The sequence below is a fragment of the Photobacterium kishitanii genome, assembly GCF_003026355.1.
Classification (GTDB): Bacteria; Pseudomonadota; Gammaproteobacteria; order Enterobacterales; family Vibrionaceae; genus Photobacterium; species Photobacterium kishitanii.
In genome coordinates, this window is the sequence record NZ_PYON01000003.1 from 92,638 (window position 1) to 111,504 (window position 18,867).

Annotated in this window: 18 protein-coding genes; 10 read left to right on the forward strand and 8 right to left on the reverse strand. The window is 39.4% G+C overall.

What is annotated here, in order from left to right:
- The first annotated feature begins 30 nt into the window (after window positions 1-30).
- A complete protein-coding gene (locus C0W29_RS04350) occupies window positions 31-1,056 on the forward strand; it encodes an FAD:protein FMN transferase (RefSeq protein ID WP_045042682.1) in 1,026 nt (341 codons plus the stop codon).
- An 11-nt stretch (window positions 1,057-1,067) separates the two neighbouring features.
- Window positions 1,068-1,289, forward strand: a complete 222-nt coding sequence (nqrM, locus tag C0W29_RS04355) for a (Na+)-NQR maturation NqrM (RefSeq protein ID WP_036795773.1) — start codon at window positions 1,068-1,070, stop codon at window positions 1,287-1,289.
- Window positions 1,290-1,378: 89 nt separating this feature from the next.
- Here the strand turns inward: nqrM and C0W29_RS04360 are convergent, their stop codons facing one another.
- Window positions 1,379-2,593 carry a GGDEF domain-containing response regulator gene (locus tag C0W29_RS04360; protein ID WP_045042681.1) on the reverse strand — a complete coding sequence of 405 codons (1,215 nt, stop codon included), beginning with the start codon at window positions 2,591-2,593 and terminating at the stop codon, window positions 1,379-1,381.
- A 246-nt stretch (window positions 2,594-2,839) separates the two neighbouring features.
- Between C0W29_RS04360 and dinB the strand changes: the two genes are divergently transcribed.
- On the forward strand, window positions 2,840-3,901 hold the full coding sequence (gene dinB, locus C0W29_RS04365) for a DNA polymerase IV (RefSeq protein WP_173425432.1): 1,062 nt from the start codon (window positions 2,840-2,842) through the stop codon (window positions 3,899-3,901).
- A gap of 83 nt (window positions 3,902-3,984) precedes the next feature.
- Here dinB and C0W29_RS04370 read toward each other — a convergent pair whose 3' ends face one another.
- Window positions 3,985-5,445, reverse strand: coding sequence for an aminoacyl-histidine dipeptidase (locus tag C0W29_RS04370; protein ID WP_045042679.1), 1,461 nt, complete (start codon window positions 5,443-5,445; stop codon window positions 3,985-3,987).
- A gap of 1,081 nt (window positions 5,446-6,526) precedes the next feature.
- On the opposite strand from C0W29_RS04370, the gene C0W29_RS04375 reads away from it, so the two are divergent.
- The 6 genes from C0W29_RS04375 (at window position 6,527) to C0W29_RS04400 (ending at window position 13,160) form a co-directional block, all read left to right on the forward strand.
- Complete coding sequence (locus C0W29_RS04375) at window positions 6,527-7,816, forward strand: NCS2 family permease (protein ID WP_045042678.1); 1,290 nt, start codon at window positions 6,527-6,529, stop codon at window positions 7,814-7,816.
- 69 nt (window positions 7,817-7,885) lie between these two features.
- Entirely contained in the window at window positions 7,886-8,344 is a 459-nt protein-coding gene (gpt, locus tag C0W29_RS04380; protein WP_036795766.1) for a xanthine phosphoribosyltransferase, read from the forward strand.
- A 182-nt stretch (window positions 8,345-8,526) separates the two neighbouring features.
- On the forward strand, window positions 8,527-9,786 hold the full coding sequence (frsA, locus tag C0W29_RS04385; RefSeq protein ID WP_036795764.1) for an esterase FrsA: 1,260 nt from the start codon (window positions 8,527-8,529) through the stop codon (window positions 9,784-9,786).
- 247 nt (window positions 9,787-10,033) lie between these two features.
- The gene (gene crl / locus C0W29_RS04390; protein ID WP_036795762.1) at window positions 10,034-10,444 is read left to right on the forward strand and encodes a sigma factor-binding protein Crl; all 411 of its coding nucleotides are present in this window, start codon (window positions 10,034-10,036) and stop codon (window positions 10,442-10,444) included.
- A 250-nt stretch (window positions 10,445-10,694) separates the two neighbouring features.
- A complete protein-coding gene (proB, locus tag C0W29_RS04395; protein WP_045042677.1) occupies window positions 10,695-11,849 on the forward strand; it encodes a glutamate 5-kinase in 1,155 nt (384 codons plus the stop codon).
- Window positions 11,850-11,918: 69 nt separating this feature from the next.
- Complete coding sequence (locus C0W29_RS04400; RefSeq protein ID WP_045042702.1) at window positions 11,919-13,160, forward strand: glutamate-5-semialdehyde dehydrogenase; 1,242 nt, start codon at window positions 11,919-11,921, stop codon at window positions 13,158-13,160.
- 96 nt (window positions 13,161-13,256) lie between these two features.
- Here the strand turns inward: C0W29_RS04400 and C0W29_RS04405 are convergent, their stop codons facing one another.
- The 4 genes from C0W29_RS04405 to C0W29_RS04420 form a co-directional block, all read right to left on the reverse strand.
- Window positions 13,257-13,799, reverse strand: coding sequence for an NUDIX domain-containing protein (locus tag C0W29_RS04405; protein ID WP_045045576.1), 543 nt, complete (start codon window positions 13,797-13,799; stop codon window positions 13,257-13,259).
- Complete coding sequence (locus tag C0W29_RS04410) at window positions 13,792-14,022, reverse strand: DUF2897 family protein (protein WP_045045586.1); 231 nt, start codon at window positions 14,020-14,022, stop codon at window positions 13,792-13,794. The genes C0W29_RS04405 and C0W29_RS04410 overlap by 8 nt, the downstream gene beginning before the upstream one ends.
- 216 nt (window positions 14,023-14,238) lie before the next feature.
- A complete protein-coding gene (gene dapE, locus C0W29_RS04415) occupies window positions 14,239-15,369 on the reverse strand; it encodes a succinyl-diaminopimelate desuccinylase (RefSeq protein WP_045042675.1) in 1,131 nt (376 codons plus the stop codon).
- A gap of 13 nt (window positions 15,370-15,382) precedes the next feature.
- Window positions 15,383-15,736, reverse strand: coding sequence for an ArsC family reductase (locus C0W29_RS04420; RefSeq protein ID WP_045045577.1), 354 nt, complete (start codon window positions 15,734-15,736; stop codon window positions 15,383-15,385).
- Window positions 15,737-15,982: 246 nt separating this feature from the next.
- Between C0W29_RS04420 and C0W29_RS04425 the strand changes: the two genes are divergently transcribed.
- The gene (locus C0W29_RS04425) at window positions 15,983-16,264 is read left to right on the forward strand and encodes a winged helix-turn-helix domain-containing protein (RefSeq protein WP_036795756.1); all 282 of its coding nucleotides are present in this window, start codon (window positions 15,983-15,985) and stop codon (window positions 16,262-16,264) included.
- A 71-nt stretch (window positions 16,265-16,335) separates the two neighbouring features.
- Here the strand turns inward: C0W29_RS04425 and C0W29_RS04430 are convergent, their stop codons facing one another.
- Both C0W29_RS04430 and narQ read right to left on the reverse strand, forming a co-directional pair.
- On the reverse strand, window positions 16,336-16,962 hold the full coding sequence (locus C0W29_RS04430; RefSeq protein ID WP_045045578.1) for a response regulator: 627 nt from the start codon (window positions 16,960-16,962) through the stop codon (window positions 16,336-16,338).
- A gap of 4 nt (window positions 16,963-16,966) precedes the next feature.
- Window positions 16,967-18,667, reverse strand: coding sequence for a nitrate/nitrite two-component system sensor histidine kinase NarQ (narQ, locus tag C0W29_RS04435; protein ID WP_045045579.1), 1,701 nt, complete (start codon window positions 18,665-18,667; stop codon window positions 16,967-16,969).
- Window positions 18,668-18,867 lie beyond the last annotated feature (200 nt).

Sequence of the window (18,867 nt, forward strand, 5' to 3'; positions counted from 1 at the left end):
AAATTACCTTTATTTCATTGGAGTAGTTGAATGAAAATGTTCCTGATACGGGCTGTGGTTGTAGTTACAGCATTGTTAGCACTTGCCGGCTGTGGTGATCAGCGTCAGCAAATCACCATTAATGGCTCGACGATGGGAACCTATTATTCAATTAAAATTATTAATCAAGATGGTTTGCCTACTGCGAAAGATATTCAACAAGAGATTGACCGCCGCTTAGAGCTGGTTAATGATCAAATGTCGACTTACCGTCCGAAATCTGAATTAAGCTTATTTAATCAGGCACCAGCAAATCAACCATTTCCAGTATCAGCTGCAACAGCTAAAGTGATCACTGAAGCATTACGAATATCTACAGTAAGTGATGGTGCTTATGATGTAACTGTTGGGCCTGTAGTCAATTTATGGAGCTTTGGCCCTGAAGCGCGCCCTGAATCTATTCCAACGGATAAAGAAGTCGCAACTCGTCTTTCTGAAGTCGGTTATCAACACCTACAGGTACTAGCCGGTAATAAGTTGGTAAAAGATGAAGCTAAGCTGTATGTTGATTTATCTTCTATTGCTAAAGGTTACGGGGTTGATGTTGTTGCTGACTATCTGAAAGATGATCTTCATGTGAAAAATTTCATGGTCGATATTGGTGGTGAATTACGTCTACAAGGCAAAAATAAAGCCAATGTATTATGGCGGATTGCGGTTGAAAAACCGGTTGAAAATGAACGTGCAGTACAAGAAATTTTACAAGCAGGTGATATGGCTATCGCGACATCTGGTGATTACCGTAATTACTTCGATGAAAAAGGTGTACGCTATTCTCACTTGATTAACCCTAAAACGGGTCGTCCAATTGATAATCATGTAGTATCAGTAACGGTTATTGCACCATCATGTATGACGGCTGATGCTTATGCGACAACATTCTCTGTAATGGGAGAGGATGAATCAATTGCATTAGCAAACCAAGAAAATATCCCAGTAATGTTGATTGTAAAAACCAAAGATGGCTTTGTTGAATACAAATCAAATACCTTTGAGCAATACGTAGATAAAAAATAATAGAGGCATCCATGGCAATTTATTTAGTAACATTTGCTGTTTTTCTACTGGTTATTATTGCAATGGCAGTAGGTTATATTTTCCAGCGTAAATCGGTGAGTGGCAGTTGTGGCGGGTTAGATGGGATTGGAATCGCAAAAGAATGTGATTGTCCTGAACCATGTGATGCCCGTAAAAAGCGTGAAGCTCGTGCTGCACGTCAAGCTGAGTGGAAAAAGAACCAGATCATTTAAGTGGCTTGAATACTATTAAGTAAGTCATTACTTACTATAAAGCCTAAGTACGACTTCTGAAGTCATACTTGGGCTTTTTTATGTCATCATCACGATTGAACTAGACAGTTACGACCCTGTTGCTTAGCTAAATAGAGGTTATCATCAGCCTGTTTGATTAATAGGTTAAGCGTATTATGGGCATATACAGCCCCAATACTTATGGTTACTTTGATATAAGTATCTTGATACGGAATGTTTAGGGTTGCAATGCGAGTACGTACTAACTCTAAAGTCTGTAAAAAAAGGCGTTGAGGGCCATTATAATAAATACAAAACTCCTCTCCTCCGAAGCGAGCAACAATTGCTTCGGGAAAATGGGCTGCAATAACTTTACTGATCGTCACCAGTACAGTATCACCGCCATCGTGGCCATAGCTATCGTTCACTTTTTTGAAATGGTCAATATCAACCATGGCAATATTTTGCTTGGCTTTAGTGGTTGGTGTATTAGCAAAAAAGTAGCGTCTATTCCATAATCCTGTGAGTGTATCTTGATTGGCCATTTTATAGAGCTGCTTAGCATTGTCTTTCATATTTAAAATATGATGGATACGACAATAAAATTCTTCTTGGTTAAATGGCTTATATAAGAAATCGTTGGCGCCTGCTTTTAGAAATTGTGCTGTTAAGGTGTGATCATTGCTGGCTGATAAGCCTAATATAGCAATATCATCACGGTTATATTGATGACGAATTTCTTGAATCATGGTGATGCCATCTTTTTTAGGCATATCATTGTCAGCAATAATTAAACTTATATCGTCAGCTTTGGCAAGTAATGTAAGTGCTTGCTCGCCGTCTTCAGCTTCAATAACGGTCAAGTTTTGTTTTTCGAGTAGTTGGCAGATATGACGTCTTATTGTCGGGGAATCTTCAACGACTAAGGCTTTATAACCAATGTTGGCTTTTAAACGCTGTAATAATGGAATTAGGTAGGCAATAGAAGCTGGGCTGTCTTTTAATAAATAATCTAATACACCTTTGGTTAATATTTGCTCTCTAATTTGATCATTATATTGCGCTGTTAGCACGATCGACTTTAGCTCATGGCTTAAAACAACATCAATAATTTCGCCATTTTCAGCATCAGGTAAGCAATAATCAAGTATTGCACAAAAGAAAGCATGTGGTTGTATTAACAGTGATTGTGCTTGCGCTAATGTGGTTGCAAAGATGGCTTCAAATCCTGCTTGTTGAAGTTGATCTTTAAGGTAATGACGAAATGTGCGACTGTCCTCAACAACGAGCACTTGATAGGGCAAACTGAACTCCAAAAAAGAAATAAGGCTCTTTTATTGATAATGGTAATAATAGATCATTAATTTTAGTCATAATCGTTGGTTAATGTCATTTATTTTGTTAATTATTTTATGCTGTAATGTTTGGTTTTATATACAAAATAGGGCGTTGAGATATTTACTATGATTAAGTAAACTGAGGTAAGATAGCTGTATATAAAAACAGGTATGTGTTGTGTTTATTGATGAGTATTTGCTGTGACTAATTTGATGCCTATTCAACGCAAAATTATCCATGTTGATATGGATTGTTTTTATGCGGCTGTTGAAATGCGTGATAATCCAGCTTTACGTGATATTCCGATCGCTATCGGTGGACGCTCTGAACAACGAGGCGTGGTTAGCACTTGTAATTATTTAGCGCGTAAATACGGTGTTCATTCAGCAATGCCGACAGCGAAAGCAATGAAACTATGTCCGCATTTAACCTTAGTTCGTGGAAGGATGGATGTATATCGCCAAGTTTCGCAACAGATACGTGCGATCTTTGCGCGTTATACCGATAAAATTGAGCCATTGTCATTAGATGAAGCTTATTTAGATGTCAGTGACTGTGAGATGCTTCATGGCTCTGCAACTTTGATTGCACAGCATATTCGTCAAGCCATTGAACAAGAATTGCAATTAACGGCATCTGCTGGGATTGCCCCGGTAAAATTTATTGCGAAAGTTGCCTCTGATCTTAATAAACCTAATGGTCAATATGTAGTAACACCGGAACAAGTTGATGATTTTGTAGCGGAATTGAAATTAGAAAAGATTCCAGGGGTCGGTAAAGTCACTATCCAAAAATTACATCAGCAAGGTTTGTATGTTGGTCGGGATGTACAAAATTATGCTCAGCAGCAGTTACTGCAACAGTTTGGTAAGTTTGGGCAGTCATTATGGTTACGTGCGCATGGTATTGATGAACGAGAAGTCATTGTTGAGCGTCAACGTAAATCGGTTGGTGTTGAGCGTACCTTTAATAAAAACATCAGCAGTTATGATCAATGTTGGCAGGTGATTGAGCACTTACACTTAGAATTAGAGCAGCGATTACGTAAAGTACGTCCCCAATTGAATATTGCTAAGCAAGGGATTAAATTAAAATTTGCTGATTTTCAACAAACGACAGTAGAACATACTTGCCCCAAATTGGATAAGCAGCAATTTATTATCTTATTAAAAGAAGCACTCACACGCCAACAAGGTCGAGAAATTCGATTAATAGGTTTAAGCGTTGGTTTAGAGCAAGGATTAAAAGCGCAGCAGTTATCATTTAGTTTTTGATAGCTATCGAAGCTGTAATTACATAATAAAAAAAACGGGCGCAGAGCCCGTTTTTTATTTGGTTTGCAAATTAGCGATGCGGGTTATTTTTTAACCGGAATGTTTTTTAGAATCGCTAACATTTGATCCCAGAACATTTGTACGGTATCAATTTTCACTTTCTCATCAGGAGAGTGTGGGAACTTGATTGTCGGACCAAATGAAAGCATGTCCATTTCTGGGTAAGGTTCTTTAAATAGACCACATTCAAGACCAGCGTGGATCACCATAATGTTAGGCTTGTTACCGTACATTTGTTGGTAAGTATCACGGAAAACTTGCATGATTTCAGAGTCTGCATCAGGTTTCCAACCAGGATATGCTCCTGATACTTCACATTTAGCGCCAGCAAGCGCAGCGAGTGATTGCAACATTGCTTCAACGTAGCTACGACCTGAATCGATCAATGAACGAATAAGGCATAGGATAGTTACCTTGTCAGCTTCAGTGGTGATCACACCCATGTTTAATGATGTTTCTACGACACCTTCAATGTCATCGCTCATGCGAATAACACCATTAGGGCATACATTTAAAATATTCATTAAACGAGTTTGATCAGCCATTACCATGATATCGCTAGGCAGTGCACATGTTTCAGTAAAGATAGTAATATCAGTTTCAACATGACCTAATTCAGCTTTAACCATCTGTTGGTATTCAGCGAATAAAGTATTTAGTTGATCAATGTTTGCTGCTGGTAATGTCGCAATGACACTAGCTTCACGAGGTAGAGCGTTACGTAGGCTACCACCGGTGAAGTTATTGATACGTAAACCAAGCTCTTCGGCGTGATTAATAAAGAAACGTGCCATTAATTTGTTAGCGTTGCCACGACCAGTGTGAATATCACAGCCAGAGTGACCACCTTTTAAGCCTTTAACCACTAATTTAATTGCTTGATGTTCCGCTGGGATTGCCTCACGTTGAATATCAACGGTTAATGCTGCGTCAACACCGCCAGCACAACCCATGTAAACTTCGCCTTCTTGCTCGGAATCAGTATTCAACAGAATATCGCCCTCAAGCCAACCAGCCTCTAGGCCAAATGCGCCTGTCATGCCTGCTTCTTCATCGATAGTTAGCAATACTTCTAAAGGGCCATGCTCGATGTCTTTAGCCGCTAAAATAGCCAGACAAGTCGCCATGCCCATACCATTATCAGCACCTAACGTTGTTCCCGTTGCTGTTACCCATTCGCCATCAATGAAAGGTAAGATTGGATCTTGTGTAAAGTCGTGTACTGTTTCTTCATTTTTTTGTGGCACCATATCAATATGCGCCTGAAGTACAACACCTTTACGATTTTCCATACCAGCTGTCGCTGGCTTTTTAATAATAACGTTACCGGTATTATCGCGACGAACATCTAGCCCTTCAGCTTGTGCGAAAGACACGATGTATTGCGCCAATTGTTCCTCATATTTCGATGGATGAGGGATTGAACAAATTTGGTCAAAGAAATGCCAAACAGCTTTTGGTGATAGTTGAGTAATTTCAGACACAGTAGCCTTCCTTTATATATACGCGATTGGGCTAGTGTCATTTTGTAGGGTCTTAACCGTAAAATGACAAAATAGGTAGCGAGTATTTTTATCGCTTTGGTTTTAGCATATCACTCTGTCTTTAGGGGAGATAGGGCAAATAATAAAATCTTATACCACTGATTTCTGCAGTTATGGCGTCACTGATGACGCTATAGTCAACCATAACTATGGTTATGCAGTTAATATGATCAAAGATGCTAAAAAGCACTCAAAACGCGATACTTTGAAATATAATAAAACAATAATGTAATAAATTTACATAAAAGCCATTTCTCAAGCTTAAAATCCAAAAAGTGTGAGCTAGTTAAAAAAAATGTTGTAACTTTATTTCGTTTTGGCTATAGTTTAGACAAGCCATGATGATTGGCACAATAATTAACACGATATGTTCAGGATGAACCCGATTATCGCCTCCAAGGAACCGAGAATAAGTGAGCCATGACGGCAACCCACCATCTATATATGTTGGTGTACTTATGATTAAGGTGATTTAAATGAAAATTTTTTCTTCAATGACACATTTTTGGAATAGTCGCGCGGTATATACAAGTAATTTCTATTACCCAGCGCCTTACCGTTACTAATTAGATTTATTGTCTGGTTGTTTTACAACGAGACAAATGCAAGTTTGTTCACCCCTTATATTAAGAATATCTCGATAATGCTATCCTGTTATCTGCAACATTCTGCCGCCACTTCTATATTGAAGTGGCGTTTTTTTTATCTGCTTTAATATCATCTCTATTTCTTTGCTTTTATTATCGGTCTTTATTAACCCTTCTTTAGCGGTATAAAAAGTAAATGCTCAAAAAACAATCAAGCCAGTTTTTCTTTTAATATGCTGATAAGTATAGCTAAAAGTACATTTTATTAGAGTGTCTAAATAGCATTAGTTATTGTTTTACGCTTTTCAACGATAAAATCTGGAAATTGAGTGATCGCATGATTATAATCAGCGCCGAAATGGATTGCGCAATCGTTTTCTATTTCTTAACGTTGTTTGTTTAGTTTATTGCGTATCTCTAAGGAATCGAGAAGCATGCTAGAAAAGTTATTTAAACTCAAAGAACATGGCACTACAGTGCGCACTGAAATTATGGCCGGTGTGACCACTTTCCTGACAATGGCTTATATTATTTTTGTAAACCCCACTATGTTAGCCAGCACAGGAATGGATCAGGGTGCAGTGTTTGTTGCAACCTGTTTAGCGGCAATGATTGGTTGTTTTGTGATGGGTTTTTATGCTAACTATCCAGTAGCACAAGCACCTGGTATGGGACTAAACGCATTTTTTACTTATACCGTTGTATTAGGTATGGGTCATACATGGCAAGTGGCGTTAGCTGCAGTATTTTTATCAGGTTTGTGCTTTATTGCGCTGAGTGTAATGCGAGTACGTGAGTGGATCATTAATGCAATCCCTCATTCATTACGTATTGGTATCTCCGCTGGTATCGGTTTGTTCTTGGCTTTTATCGCCCTACAAACATCTGGCATTGTGGTTGCAAGTCCTGCGACTTTAGTAACAGCGGGTGATTTAACCAGTTTCTCAGCAATGATGGCAGGGTTAGGCTTTTTCTTAACAATTGGCTTAGTACAACGTGGTTTTAAAGCGGCGGTTTTGATTGCGATTTTAATTGTCACCGCAATCAGTATTGTTGCTGGAGAAGTTGATTACAACGGCATTATGTCAATGCCACCAAGTATCGCACCTACCTTTATGCAACTGGATTTTTCTGGTGCGATGGAAGTTGGCTTAATTTCAATTGTGTTTGCATTTTTGTTTGTAGATTTGTTTGATACTGCTGGCACATTGGTCGGTGTTGCGACTAAAGCCAACTTAATTGGCGAAGACGGTAAATTACCACGTCTAAACCGTGCGCTATTAGCTGATAGTACAGCAACCTCGATTGGTGCATTACTGGGCACCTCAAATACGACATCTTTTGTTGAGAGTGTGTCGGGTGTCGCAGTTGGCGGTCGTACAGGTCTAACAGCCGTTACTGTTGGCATGTTATTCTTATCAGCGTTATTTTTTGCACCGCTAGCGGGCATGGTTCCAGTATATGCTACCGCTGGTGCATTGTTTTATGTTGCCATTTTGATGATGTCAGGCTTGGTATCAATTGATTGGCGAGACCTAACAGAAGCTGCGCCTGTTGTGGTTGTCTGTTTACTAATGCCTTTAACATACTCGATTGCAGAAGGTATTGGTCTTGGTTTTATTACCTTTGCGGTAGTTAAAGCGTTAAGTGGCAAGGGACGTGAAGTAAATATCAGCGTTTGGGTTATTTCAGCGTTATTCCTTGCGAAGATTATTTTCTTATAAGTGTAATGTTACTTACACTTACATAAATTTATGCGGTTTTCGAATCGCTGTTTCAGAGGTTGTTTTACTATGAGTAATAAATTCGTCATCACTTGGGATAACATGCAAATGTACACACGTCAGTTAGCAGAGAAATTGCTACCGGCTGAACAGTGGACAGGTATTATTGCAGTTAGCCGTGGCGGTTTAGTGCCAGCTGCTATTTTGGCGCGCGAATTAGGCATTCGTCATATTGATACGGTATGTATTGCTAGTTACGATCATGATCATCAGCGTGATATGAATGTGATCAAGAAAGCTGATGGTGATGGCGAAGGCTTTATCGTGGTTGACGATTTGGTTGATACTGGTGGTACCGCTGAGAAAATTCGCGAATTGTACCCACGCGCTAAATTTGTGACGGTATGTGCCAAGCCTGCTGGTCAGCATTTAGTTGATGATTTTGTTGTTAGTATTCCGCAAGATACTTGGATTGAACAACCTTGGGATATGGCGGTTACTTTCGTTGATCCAATTGCTAAAAAGTAATTAAGTTGTCTCGAGCTGATTAATCGATACTGTTATTGAGTGTTGATGATCGGCTTTGGAAACTAAGTTTTATCGAAGACGCTACTTTGTTAGCGTCTTTTTTTATGGATTTAACTTATTGAGGGCGGTTTAGGTATATTATCTAGGTCTATTAAAATAAGTGATATACGTTGGAGGATGCTGTGTCTGAACCGTCAAAACAAAATCTATCAGAGAAGCTATTTGCACCACGTCAAACCAGCAAAGAAACATCGAATATTGTTAAAATTGCGCATGTTCGCAGTGGTGATGTAAACAATGCACTTGATGGTGAAAGTCAGCTTGGTTGGTATCGCGTCTTACGGCGTCCGCAATGGATATGGCAAGGTGTTGATCCTATTGAGCAAGAAGCAATTTTAGCGCGGATTGCAGCCTCAACCGCCCCTCGTACAAGTGAGCATTTATTAGATACTGTTATTGGTTATCGACCAGGTAATTGGACTTATGAATGGTCACAATTAGCGTCTAATTATCAGCAATTAGCACGTACTGCGGCCAATAATGGTGATAAGTTAGCTGCGTCAGAATTGTTATTAAAAGCCAGTACTCATTACAGCATTGCTGCCTATCCTTATATAAAAGGCGATCAACTGGCTGATCAAGCTGAGCTACAAGCTAATCAAAGTTACCGTGAGGCGATTGAGTTACGCCCGCATGATATGCGTAAAATTGATGTTAAATATGAAAATAAGACCTTTGAGGCGTTCATTCATTTACCGCGTACTGATAAGTTATTACCAACGGTAATTGTGAGCGGTGGTTTAGCAACCTTACAAAGTGATTTGTGGCGATTATATAAAGATTATTTAGGCCCTGCAGGATATGCGATGGTGACGTTAGATATGCCATCTATTGGCCATAGTGACCGTTGGAATTTAACTGAAGATACCAGCCGTCTGCATCAAGCATTATTACAACAAATTCGAGATGTGCCTTGGGTCGATAATCGTAATGTTGCCATGGTGGGGTTACGTATGGGCGGTAATGCTGCCATTCGACTGGGATTTATGGAACCTACACGTTTAAAAACCTGTGTCAGTATTGGTGGTGCAATTAATAGTTTTCTGACACAACCGAAGTTATTAGATCAAATGCCACGGATGTATTTGGATGTACTAGCATCTCGGATGGGTAAAAATGGTCAAGCAGAAGCAAGCATCAAATCCCATCTACCTGCCTGGTCATTAAAAAACCAAGGTATTTTAGGCCGTCGTCGAGTGGATATTCCGATGTTAGGTATTGGGTTGAAAAATGATCCTATTTGCCCTGAAATGGACAATCAACTGATTGCATTATCAAGTTATGGTGGTAAAGCGATTACTTTACCTGAAAAGCCAATTTATGATGGCTATCATCGAGTGATGACTGAAGTCGTTAAATGGTTAGACGATAAAATGCAGTAATTGCCATACTTAGCTCTGAGCTTCAATAGTCGCGGAATCACAGCATAATGTGATTCCGCTTTTTTATAACCAAATATATTGTCATGATATTGTTAGCAAATTTAGTCGCTATGGTTTGTTATTTTGTTAAATCTTATCCATACTATAAGAAATTATTATTGTGCTAAGCGTGTTTTAAGGCGTTATGAATAATGGTAACAAGTATTACTTGCGCATCAAATGCCGCTGACTATGGATGGAGAATATAATGACAATCGCAACGAGCTTTCCACCACATGGACGTTTAATGTCTAAATTGACCGCAATTGGTCCCTATCTTCGTGAAAAAAAATCACAGCCGCAACGGTTCTTTTTTGATTGTTTAGCCAGTTGTGTTAATGCTGAAAAAGAGCCAGAACAGCGAGAATTTTGGGGCTGGTGGTTAGTAATGACAGCCACCGATACTGGCTATGAATATGAATATGATTTTGGTCGTTTTAATGCTGCTGGAGAGTGGGTTAATGGTAAATTGCCAGCAAAACATCGAGATGCAGTATTAAAAACCTTGGTTGATTTCTATCCTAAACTGACCTTATTCATTGTTGATGAATGTGAGTTAACGTTAGTATCTGCAGCAACATTAACTCAAGTACCGCTGGCTGAATTATCAGCTCAATAAAACAATTATTATTATTGATGATCTTTTCCATCACCACTGGTGGCATTAAATTGTGATGTTATGAAATGACAATAAATAAGCACCAATATTGTCACTATGTGGTGTTGTGGTTATTCGGTGTGTGTATTTATGCTTAAACAACCCGCTAAAGCCCGTTAATATTGTTTTTGTCATTGTTTTTTTCTTGTGCTTTTCAGTAGGGATTGATACAACAAAGAACATTTATTATTTCAATCTATTGTTTGATCTCATGGCTGATTCAAAAAAATCTAATGCTCAAAAGCAAGACGTTGCTGCTGGTGCTGCAACCCATACAATTGTCGTCAAACTAGGTACTAGTGTGCTAACCGGTGGCACACTAAAACTTGATCGTGCTCATATGGTTGAGTTAGTGCGTCAATGCGCTATGTTACGTAGTCAAGGCCATAAAATTATCATTGTTACTTCTGGTGCGATTGCTGCTGGTCGTGAGCATTTAGGTTACCCCGAACTACCCAAAACCATGGCGAGTAAGCAATTGCTTGCAGCTGTTGGACAAGGACGCTTAATTCAAGAATGGGAAACCTTGTTTGGTATTTATGGGATCAACATTGGCCAAATGTTATTGACGCGTGCCGATTTAAACGATCGTGAGCGTTATTTAAATGCGCGCGATATGTTAGTTGCGCTATTAGATAACGGTATTATTCCGGTTGTGAATGAAAATGATGCGGTAGCAACTACTGAAATCAAAGTGGGCGATAACGATAATCTATCTGCTTTGGTGGGCATTTTAGGTGGTGCGGATAAGCTATTATTAATGACTGATCAGGCGGGTTTATTTACAGCAGATCCTCGTAGCAATCCTGATGCAGAACTTATTCATGAAGTACATACTATTGATGATAAGTTACGTAAATTAGCGGGCGGTACTGTCGGCGGTTTAGGTACTGGTGGTATGGCTACCAAGTTACAAGCTGCTGAAGTGGCGTGTCGTGCTGGTATTGAAGTGATCATTGCTGCTGGTCGTCGAGTTGATGTCATTATTGATCTTGCTGCAGGTAATGCTGTTGGTACTCGTTTTCTACCGCTAAAATCGCCGCTTGAAGGTCGTAAACAATGGATTCTTGCAGGTCCACCACCAGCGGGCGATATTGTCATTGATGATGGTGCCGTCATGGCAGTGAAACAGAAAGGCAGTAGTTTACTTGCTAAAGGTATTACACAAATAAAAGGCACATTTGAACGTGGCGAAGTAGTACGAATTTTTGATAGTAAGAATGTATTACTGGCACGTGGTATTAGCCGTTATTCAAGTGAGGATATGGCTAAAATTGCGGGTAAACACAGCCATGATATTCATCATGTTTTAGGTTATGAATATGGCCATGCAGCAATCCATCGTGATGATATGGTTGTTATTTAATAGCTGTGGTAAGTCACATCAATCAGTTAATTCGAATTTAATTAAGGAATTATTGTGAATCTTGAAATAATGGGACATGCTGCGCAGCAGGCTGCGTTTGAATTAGCCACCACAGCAACAGCAGTAAAAAATACTGCGTTAGCAATTATCGCTGATGAATTAGAAGCTAACCAAGTTGCCATTCTTGCCGCTAATAAACAAGATATTGATGCTGCTGTAGCAAGCGGTATGTCAGATGCTTTAATTGATCGGTTATTGCTTAATGAAGCACGTATTAGTGCGATTGCTAATGATGTGCGTAACGTGATTAATTTAAATGATCCTGTTGGTGCTGAACTTGATAGTCGTGTACTTGAAAATGGTATGCGTTTAAGTCGTCGTCGCGTTCCATTAGGTGTTGTTGGTGTGATTTATGAAGCCCGTCCTAATGTGACTATTGATATTGCAGCGTTATGCCTTAAAACAGGTAATGCTAGTATTTTGCGTGGAGGGCGAGAGACCTTCCATTCAAATATGGCGTTAGTTGAAGTGATTCAGGCTGCGTTAGCAAAAGCGGGTTTACCTGCGGCATCAGTGCAATATATTGATCAACCCGATCGCGAATATGTGTCACAGTTACTAAAGTTAGATCAATATGTTGATATGATTATTCCGCGTGGTGGTGCCGGCCTACATAAAATGTGTAAGGAAAATAGCACTATTCCGGTGATCATTGGTGGTTTTGGTATTAGCCATATGTATATTGATGATAGCGCCGATCTATCGCGTTCATTAGATGTGGTGGAAAATGCGAAGGTACAACGTCCTTCCGCATGTAATTCACTTGATACATTATTGGTTAACGAGCAAATAGCCGCGACTTTCTTATCGCGTTTAGTTGAACGGATGAATAAAGCGCAAGTAACATTCGTTGCTGATGATGCTGCGTTTAACTTACTTGAAGGTAAAGCGAGTTTATTACGTAAAGCTGAAGATGGTGATTTTGATACTGAATGGCTAAGTTATACCTTAGGCGTTAAAGTGGTTGCCAATGTTGATGAAGCTATTTTTCATATGCGTAAACATAATGCGAGCCATTCAGATTCGATCTTAACTAACAACCTGCAATCGGCTGAGCGGTTTGTGAATGCTGCAGGTTCTGCGGCAGTATATGTTAATGCTTCAACCCGTTTTACTGATGGAGCGCAATTTGGTTTAGGTGCCGAAGTTGCCGTTTCAACTCAAAAATTGCATGCACGCGGTCCTATGGGTCTCGAAGAACTGACGAGCTATAAATGGGTTGGTATTGCTGATTATTTAAGTCGTCCGTAATATCGCCGTTATGTGATTAATATCAAAGATAATAAATATCAAAAAAGCTGCCGTAAATGGCAGCTTTTTTATTGGTTTAGATTTGCTATTAATCGCTTAGATCGCCTGTTTGAGTTTTGCTAGCCCATAAGCGGCAATGGTAACGCAGTCTTTTAATTCACCATTGATAATCATTGCTTCAAAATCGGCAATGGAAAAAGATTGGCTGATTAAATCTTCTTCTTCAATATCTCGGTGCTGCTCTGGCGCTGTATGTAATTGGGTTGCTAAATAGATATGACAGGTTTGATTTAAAAAACCATAAGCAATAAATTGACTCCCGAGATAAGTCATTTTACTCGCGATTAATCCCGTTTCTTCTTGTAGTTCACCTTTAGCGAGGTCAAGATGATTAGCATCAGGATTTGCTTCCCAAGCCCCTTGTGGGATCTCCCAGCAGCGTTGCTGAATGCTATACCTAAATTGCTGTACTAAGTGAATGTAGCCATTATCAATCGCTAAAATAGCGGCACAATCAGGCTTCTCTACGACGCCATAAATACCTTCGGCACCACTTTGACGTTGGATTTTATCTTCTCGTACTGTCATCCATTTATTTTGATAAACAATACGGCTGTCTAATTTTTTTATATCAGTCATTTTTATCCTGCGGGTTACTCTTCTCTAGCATATGGTTATCATCCTGAATCTGATTAGTATCAGATTTTTCTGATGGCTGAGATTCATCATGTGGTGGTTGTGGCGGATGTCTTTTTTTGAGTCCTGTTCGCATATAGGCAGTATATTTTAACGCGGCAATATTACTGGCAATAACCGCAAGAATAATCACACAAATTACCCAAGGATTAAAAAACCATTCCATATTCACCTCACAATGATAATTTTCATTTGAACCCATCAAATGCATCACTACAGTTGATAATGAACCATAAACTAGGGTGATAGAATACCAATAATATGCATTAGCTGCGATGATTTACTTATGATAACAATGCATAATTATCTATCAATTATCGCATGATTAGCTGTTCAGTGGCGTTATCTGAACAGCTATGATTATGGTCAAAATCACGGGTGGTTATAAAATCTTACCCAGGATACGCTGGTACATATCAGTAAGTTTTTCAAGATCAGTGACTTTAACGCATTCGTTGACTTTGTGGATAGTGGCATTAACGGGTCCAAGTTCAACGACTTGTGCACCTGTACGTGCGATGAAGCGGCCATCAGAAGTGCCACCTGTTGTCAGTAATTGTGGTGGCGTGTGGTTTATTTCAGTGATAGCAGCCACAACCGCATCAACTAAAGTACCACTGTCAGTTAAAAATGGATGCCCGCTTAACGTCCATTTCAAATCATAATCTAATCCATGCGCATCAAGTATTGAATGTACTCGACGTTTAATATCAGCATCGGTTAATTCAGTGCTGAAGCGAAAATTAAATTGCACTTTAAATTGACCTGGAATGACATTGGATGCCCCTGTACCTGCTGCAACATTGGGAATTTGAAAGCTCGTTGGTGGAAAGAAGTCATTACCATCATCCCAATGGGTTGCTGCTAATTCGGCCAAAGCGGGTAGTGCTTTATGGATCGGATTATTGGCTAAGTGAGGATAGGCAACATGGCCTTGAATACCATTCACTATCAGATCGCCAGTAATTGAACCGCGACGACCATTTTTAACAATATCACCAACAGCATGAGTGCTTGATGGCTCACCAACAATACACATGTCTATTTTTTCATTACGTGCTTCTAGGGTGTCGACAACACGAGTTGTCCCATTAATGAAAGGCCCTTCTTCATCGGAGGTAATCAATAATGCAATCGAGCCGTTATGATGCGGATTTTGAGCAATAAAACGCTCAATCGCAACCACCATGCAGGCAAGTGAACCTTTCATATCTGCAGCGCCACGTCCATGTAAGTAGCCGTCAATAATCGTTGGTTCAAAAGGAGGGGTATGCCATTGTTCTACTGGGCCTGAAGGCACAACATCAGTATGGCCAGCAAACACAAACAATGGCGCTTGTGTGCCACGGCGAGCCCATAGGTTGGTCGTATCTTCAAATACCATCGTTTCAATAATGAATCCCAACGCTTGTAAGCGTTCGATCATTATTGTTTGGCAGCCAGCATCTTCGGGGGTAACTGAAGGGCGGCTCATTAAATCTTTTGCGAGTGTAATAACGGGACTGTCAGACATCCTTGTATCCTTGTTATTTAGTAAGAAAAATAGCTTGGTATTGGTCAGGTTTAAAACCGAGGTAGTAATTATTATTATGCTTTAATAATGGTCGTTTAATCATTGCGGGTTGTTCTAGCATTAATTGCAATGCTGTTTCACGATTTAACTGCTCTTTTTGTTCAGCCGTTAATTGACGGAAAGTCGTGCCGCGTTTATTGACCATTGCTTCCCAACCTAATGCCGCTTCAAAGGTTTCTAGTAACGCAAGATCAAGACCATCGACACGGTAATCATGAAATTGATACGCAATATTTTCAGCGGCGAACCAGTGCTTCATTTTTTTGATGGTGTCGCAATTTTTTATACCGTAAGCAATTGTAGTCATATTTGGGCTGGCTTTTTTATAATAAGTAAGTCGTCTTTTATAGCGAGATTATCGGGTTATCGCAACCGTTGCACTTTATTGGTTGCTATTTACAGTAAGCAACAATAATGATGATTATCATGAAAATGAGATCAAACTCGCTTTTATTAGTATCCATAATGATTAAACCGAAGACCTCGTTGATCAAACGCAACATCCTCATTTGAGAACTGGCAATAATAGGAGCAGTATATTATGGAGGCCCCAATGGAACTGAATCCAGTTTTTGCCCGTAGACTTTATCTGGCGTTACTTGTTGAACACACAGAGCGCCCTAATGTTCCTCGTCTAATTGAACAAACAGGTTGGCCACGACGGACAATTCAAGATGTATTAAAAGCCTTGCCTGGATTAGGCATCGAATTGACTTTTATTCAAGATGGACGGCGCCATAATGATGGCTATTATAAATTAAGTGATTGGGGACCTTTTGATCTGCAATGGGTTGAGTCACGAGAACAAGATTTAATAACGTCTTTAGCATTGTAAGTCATAATAAGCATCGCGCGGGTGTTATATCGACCGCAGTGTATTTATTTACACTGCGGTTTTTTATAGCATTAGTATCCTAATGTTTGTAAATAAAGTACGGTTGCTGCTGTGCGTGATTTTACTTGCAGTTTTCGCAATAAACTTTTCATATGTACTTTGACTGTTGCTTCTGAAATAAACAAAGACTCAGCAATGACTCTATTAGTATGGCCTTTAGCAACTTCTTGTAATATTTGATTTTCTCTATCTGTCAGGCTTGATAAAATCGTATTGTCAGCACTGTTATTACTTAAAAAAGCCGTCACAATCTCGCAGTATGCTTTACCCCCCATTAATGCAGTTTTTAATAATGCAATCAACTCGTCAGGTTCAGTATCTTTGAGTAAATAGCCATCAGCACCGGCATCGATGAGTGCTTTAATATCAGTATGATTATCAGATACCGTTAGAATAACAATACAAGCATCAATACCTTCATTACGTAATGTAATTAGGGTGTCTAAGCCAGACATACCTTTCATATTGAGATCTAATAAAATAAGATCAACGGGGATTTTATGTGCAAGTGCTATCGCTTCATTGCCATTACTGGCTTCACCAATAACATCAAATTCAGCTTCAAAACTGAGCAATTGCCCAATACCCCGACGCATTAACGGATGATCATCGACGATCATTACTTTCCAAGCTGACATATTTTTATCCCTCAGATAATGCAAATTGCAACTTAACTTGGCTGCCAAAACCAATTTGAGAATGAATGGTTAATTGACCTTTTAAGCATGAGGTGCGTTCTTGCATGATATTTAAACCATAGTGATTAAGTTTCGATTGCGAGGGATCAAATCCAATCCCATCATCTGTAATTTCAACGCTAATTATGTCTTGATGTTGGTGGCAACAAACTCTGATATGGCGGGCATTAGCATGCTTAATCGCATTGAGTACTGCTTCTCGAATAATCTGTAATAAATGGACTTGATTATGAGCAATCAGAGCCATTGAGGGTAATTGGTTCTCAATGCTAAATTGCGCTGAGGTTTGTTCTCGCAATGGAGCCAGTAATTGAGTGAGTGCCTCACTAAAATTGGCTTCTTTAATGGTTAGCCTAAACGTACTTAATAGTTCCCGTAATTGGGTGTAAGCATTAGCTAATTCTTCATCAATAGTTTGTACCGTTTGCCACTGGTTATTATTGCTATCAGTCGTGACGTTGAGTTGCCGCTTTAATAAGGTTAATTGAATTTTTAGATATGATAATGATTGTGCTAGTGAGTCGTGCAGTTCGCGGGCAATCGTGGCTCGCTCTTCCATTAACAGTAATTGTTCTGTCTGTTTTTGAGCGCGATTGTAATAAATTCCGCGACTTAAAATATTGGCAATATTTTCGATCAAAGCGAGATCTGGACAGGGTAGCTGATATTGCCACCATAATTGGCCCATCGTCTCGCCATCAATGAGTAATTGTTGCTGATGCCAAGCGGTTGATTGGTGTTCACCGACGATGATTTCTGTGGTGGTGCCATTGGATTCTTCAATAATGAGTTTGGCAGCGGTTAAACCATCAATTGCAATTAAGGTTTCTAACATATGTTGGAAATGGTGGTGAGTTAAGCGACTAACGGATAGTTGTTGTGAACAGTTATAAAGTACTTTGAGTGATTCATTAGCATGGCGTAGACGGTGAGTTTTCTCACTAACGCTTTGTTCTAAATCCGAGTAAAACTTATCTAAATCTGCCGCCATTTGAGTAAATGTACGCGCAAGAATACCTAATTCATTGCCACTATTATTATTGATGGTTAATGCAAATTGATGCTGCTTAATTTGTTTACATCCCGCCATTAACTGGTTAAGCGGCACTACTATTTTTCGTTGTGTAAACTGAATCGTAAATAATACCACCATTAAGATAAGCAATAATCCCACCGCACTAATTAATGCTAACAGATGTAATTTGTTTTCGGATGATTGTTGTAACTCAAATACAAATTGATCAATGCGGTCAACAAAAGGGGCGACTTGAGCTAAATATCCGTCTTTATCTATTTGATCTAACTGTGAACGTACTGCCTGCCAAGTTAACACTAATTCAGTGTAATGATTCTGTATTTTCTGCGGTACATACCAATGGTGCAATGCTTGCATGGTTGGTGATGTTAACGATTGTTCAAACGCAACGGTATGGCTGCTAAGCAGCGGTGATTGAGTTTCAATATCAAATGCTAATCGATAACTTTGCATTCTTAATGAGCCTGCAGTATTGATGGCAGCAGCATCGTTCAGGCTCGAAACTAACATGCACAACGCTAAGCTGATTGTGGTTGAGACCAAAAACAAAATTGCCACCATCGAACGACCAATTGTAGTGGTAACTGAATTAACTTTTTGTTGGTGCATTATTGGGGGGTGACCTATTGATGTGAATAGTTATTAATAGAATGAGGCGGCGTTAATCATCTCTTACTGTCATATTTATCATTTTAATTTTTAGATGACGGATTACGCGATAAATTTGCCAAATATTAGACATTATCCCGTATGTTTTATTGATCTAGAACAAGGTATAGGGGTAATTACCCCTTAGGGGGTATGTTCGT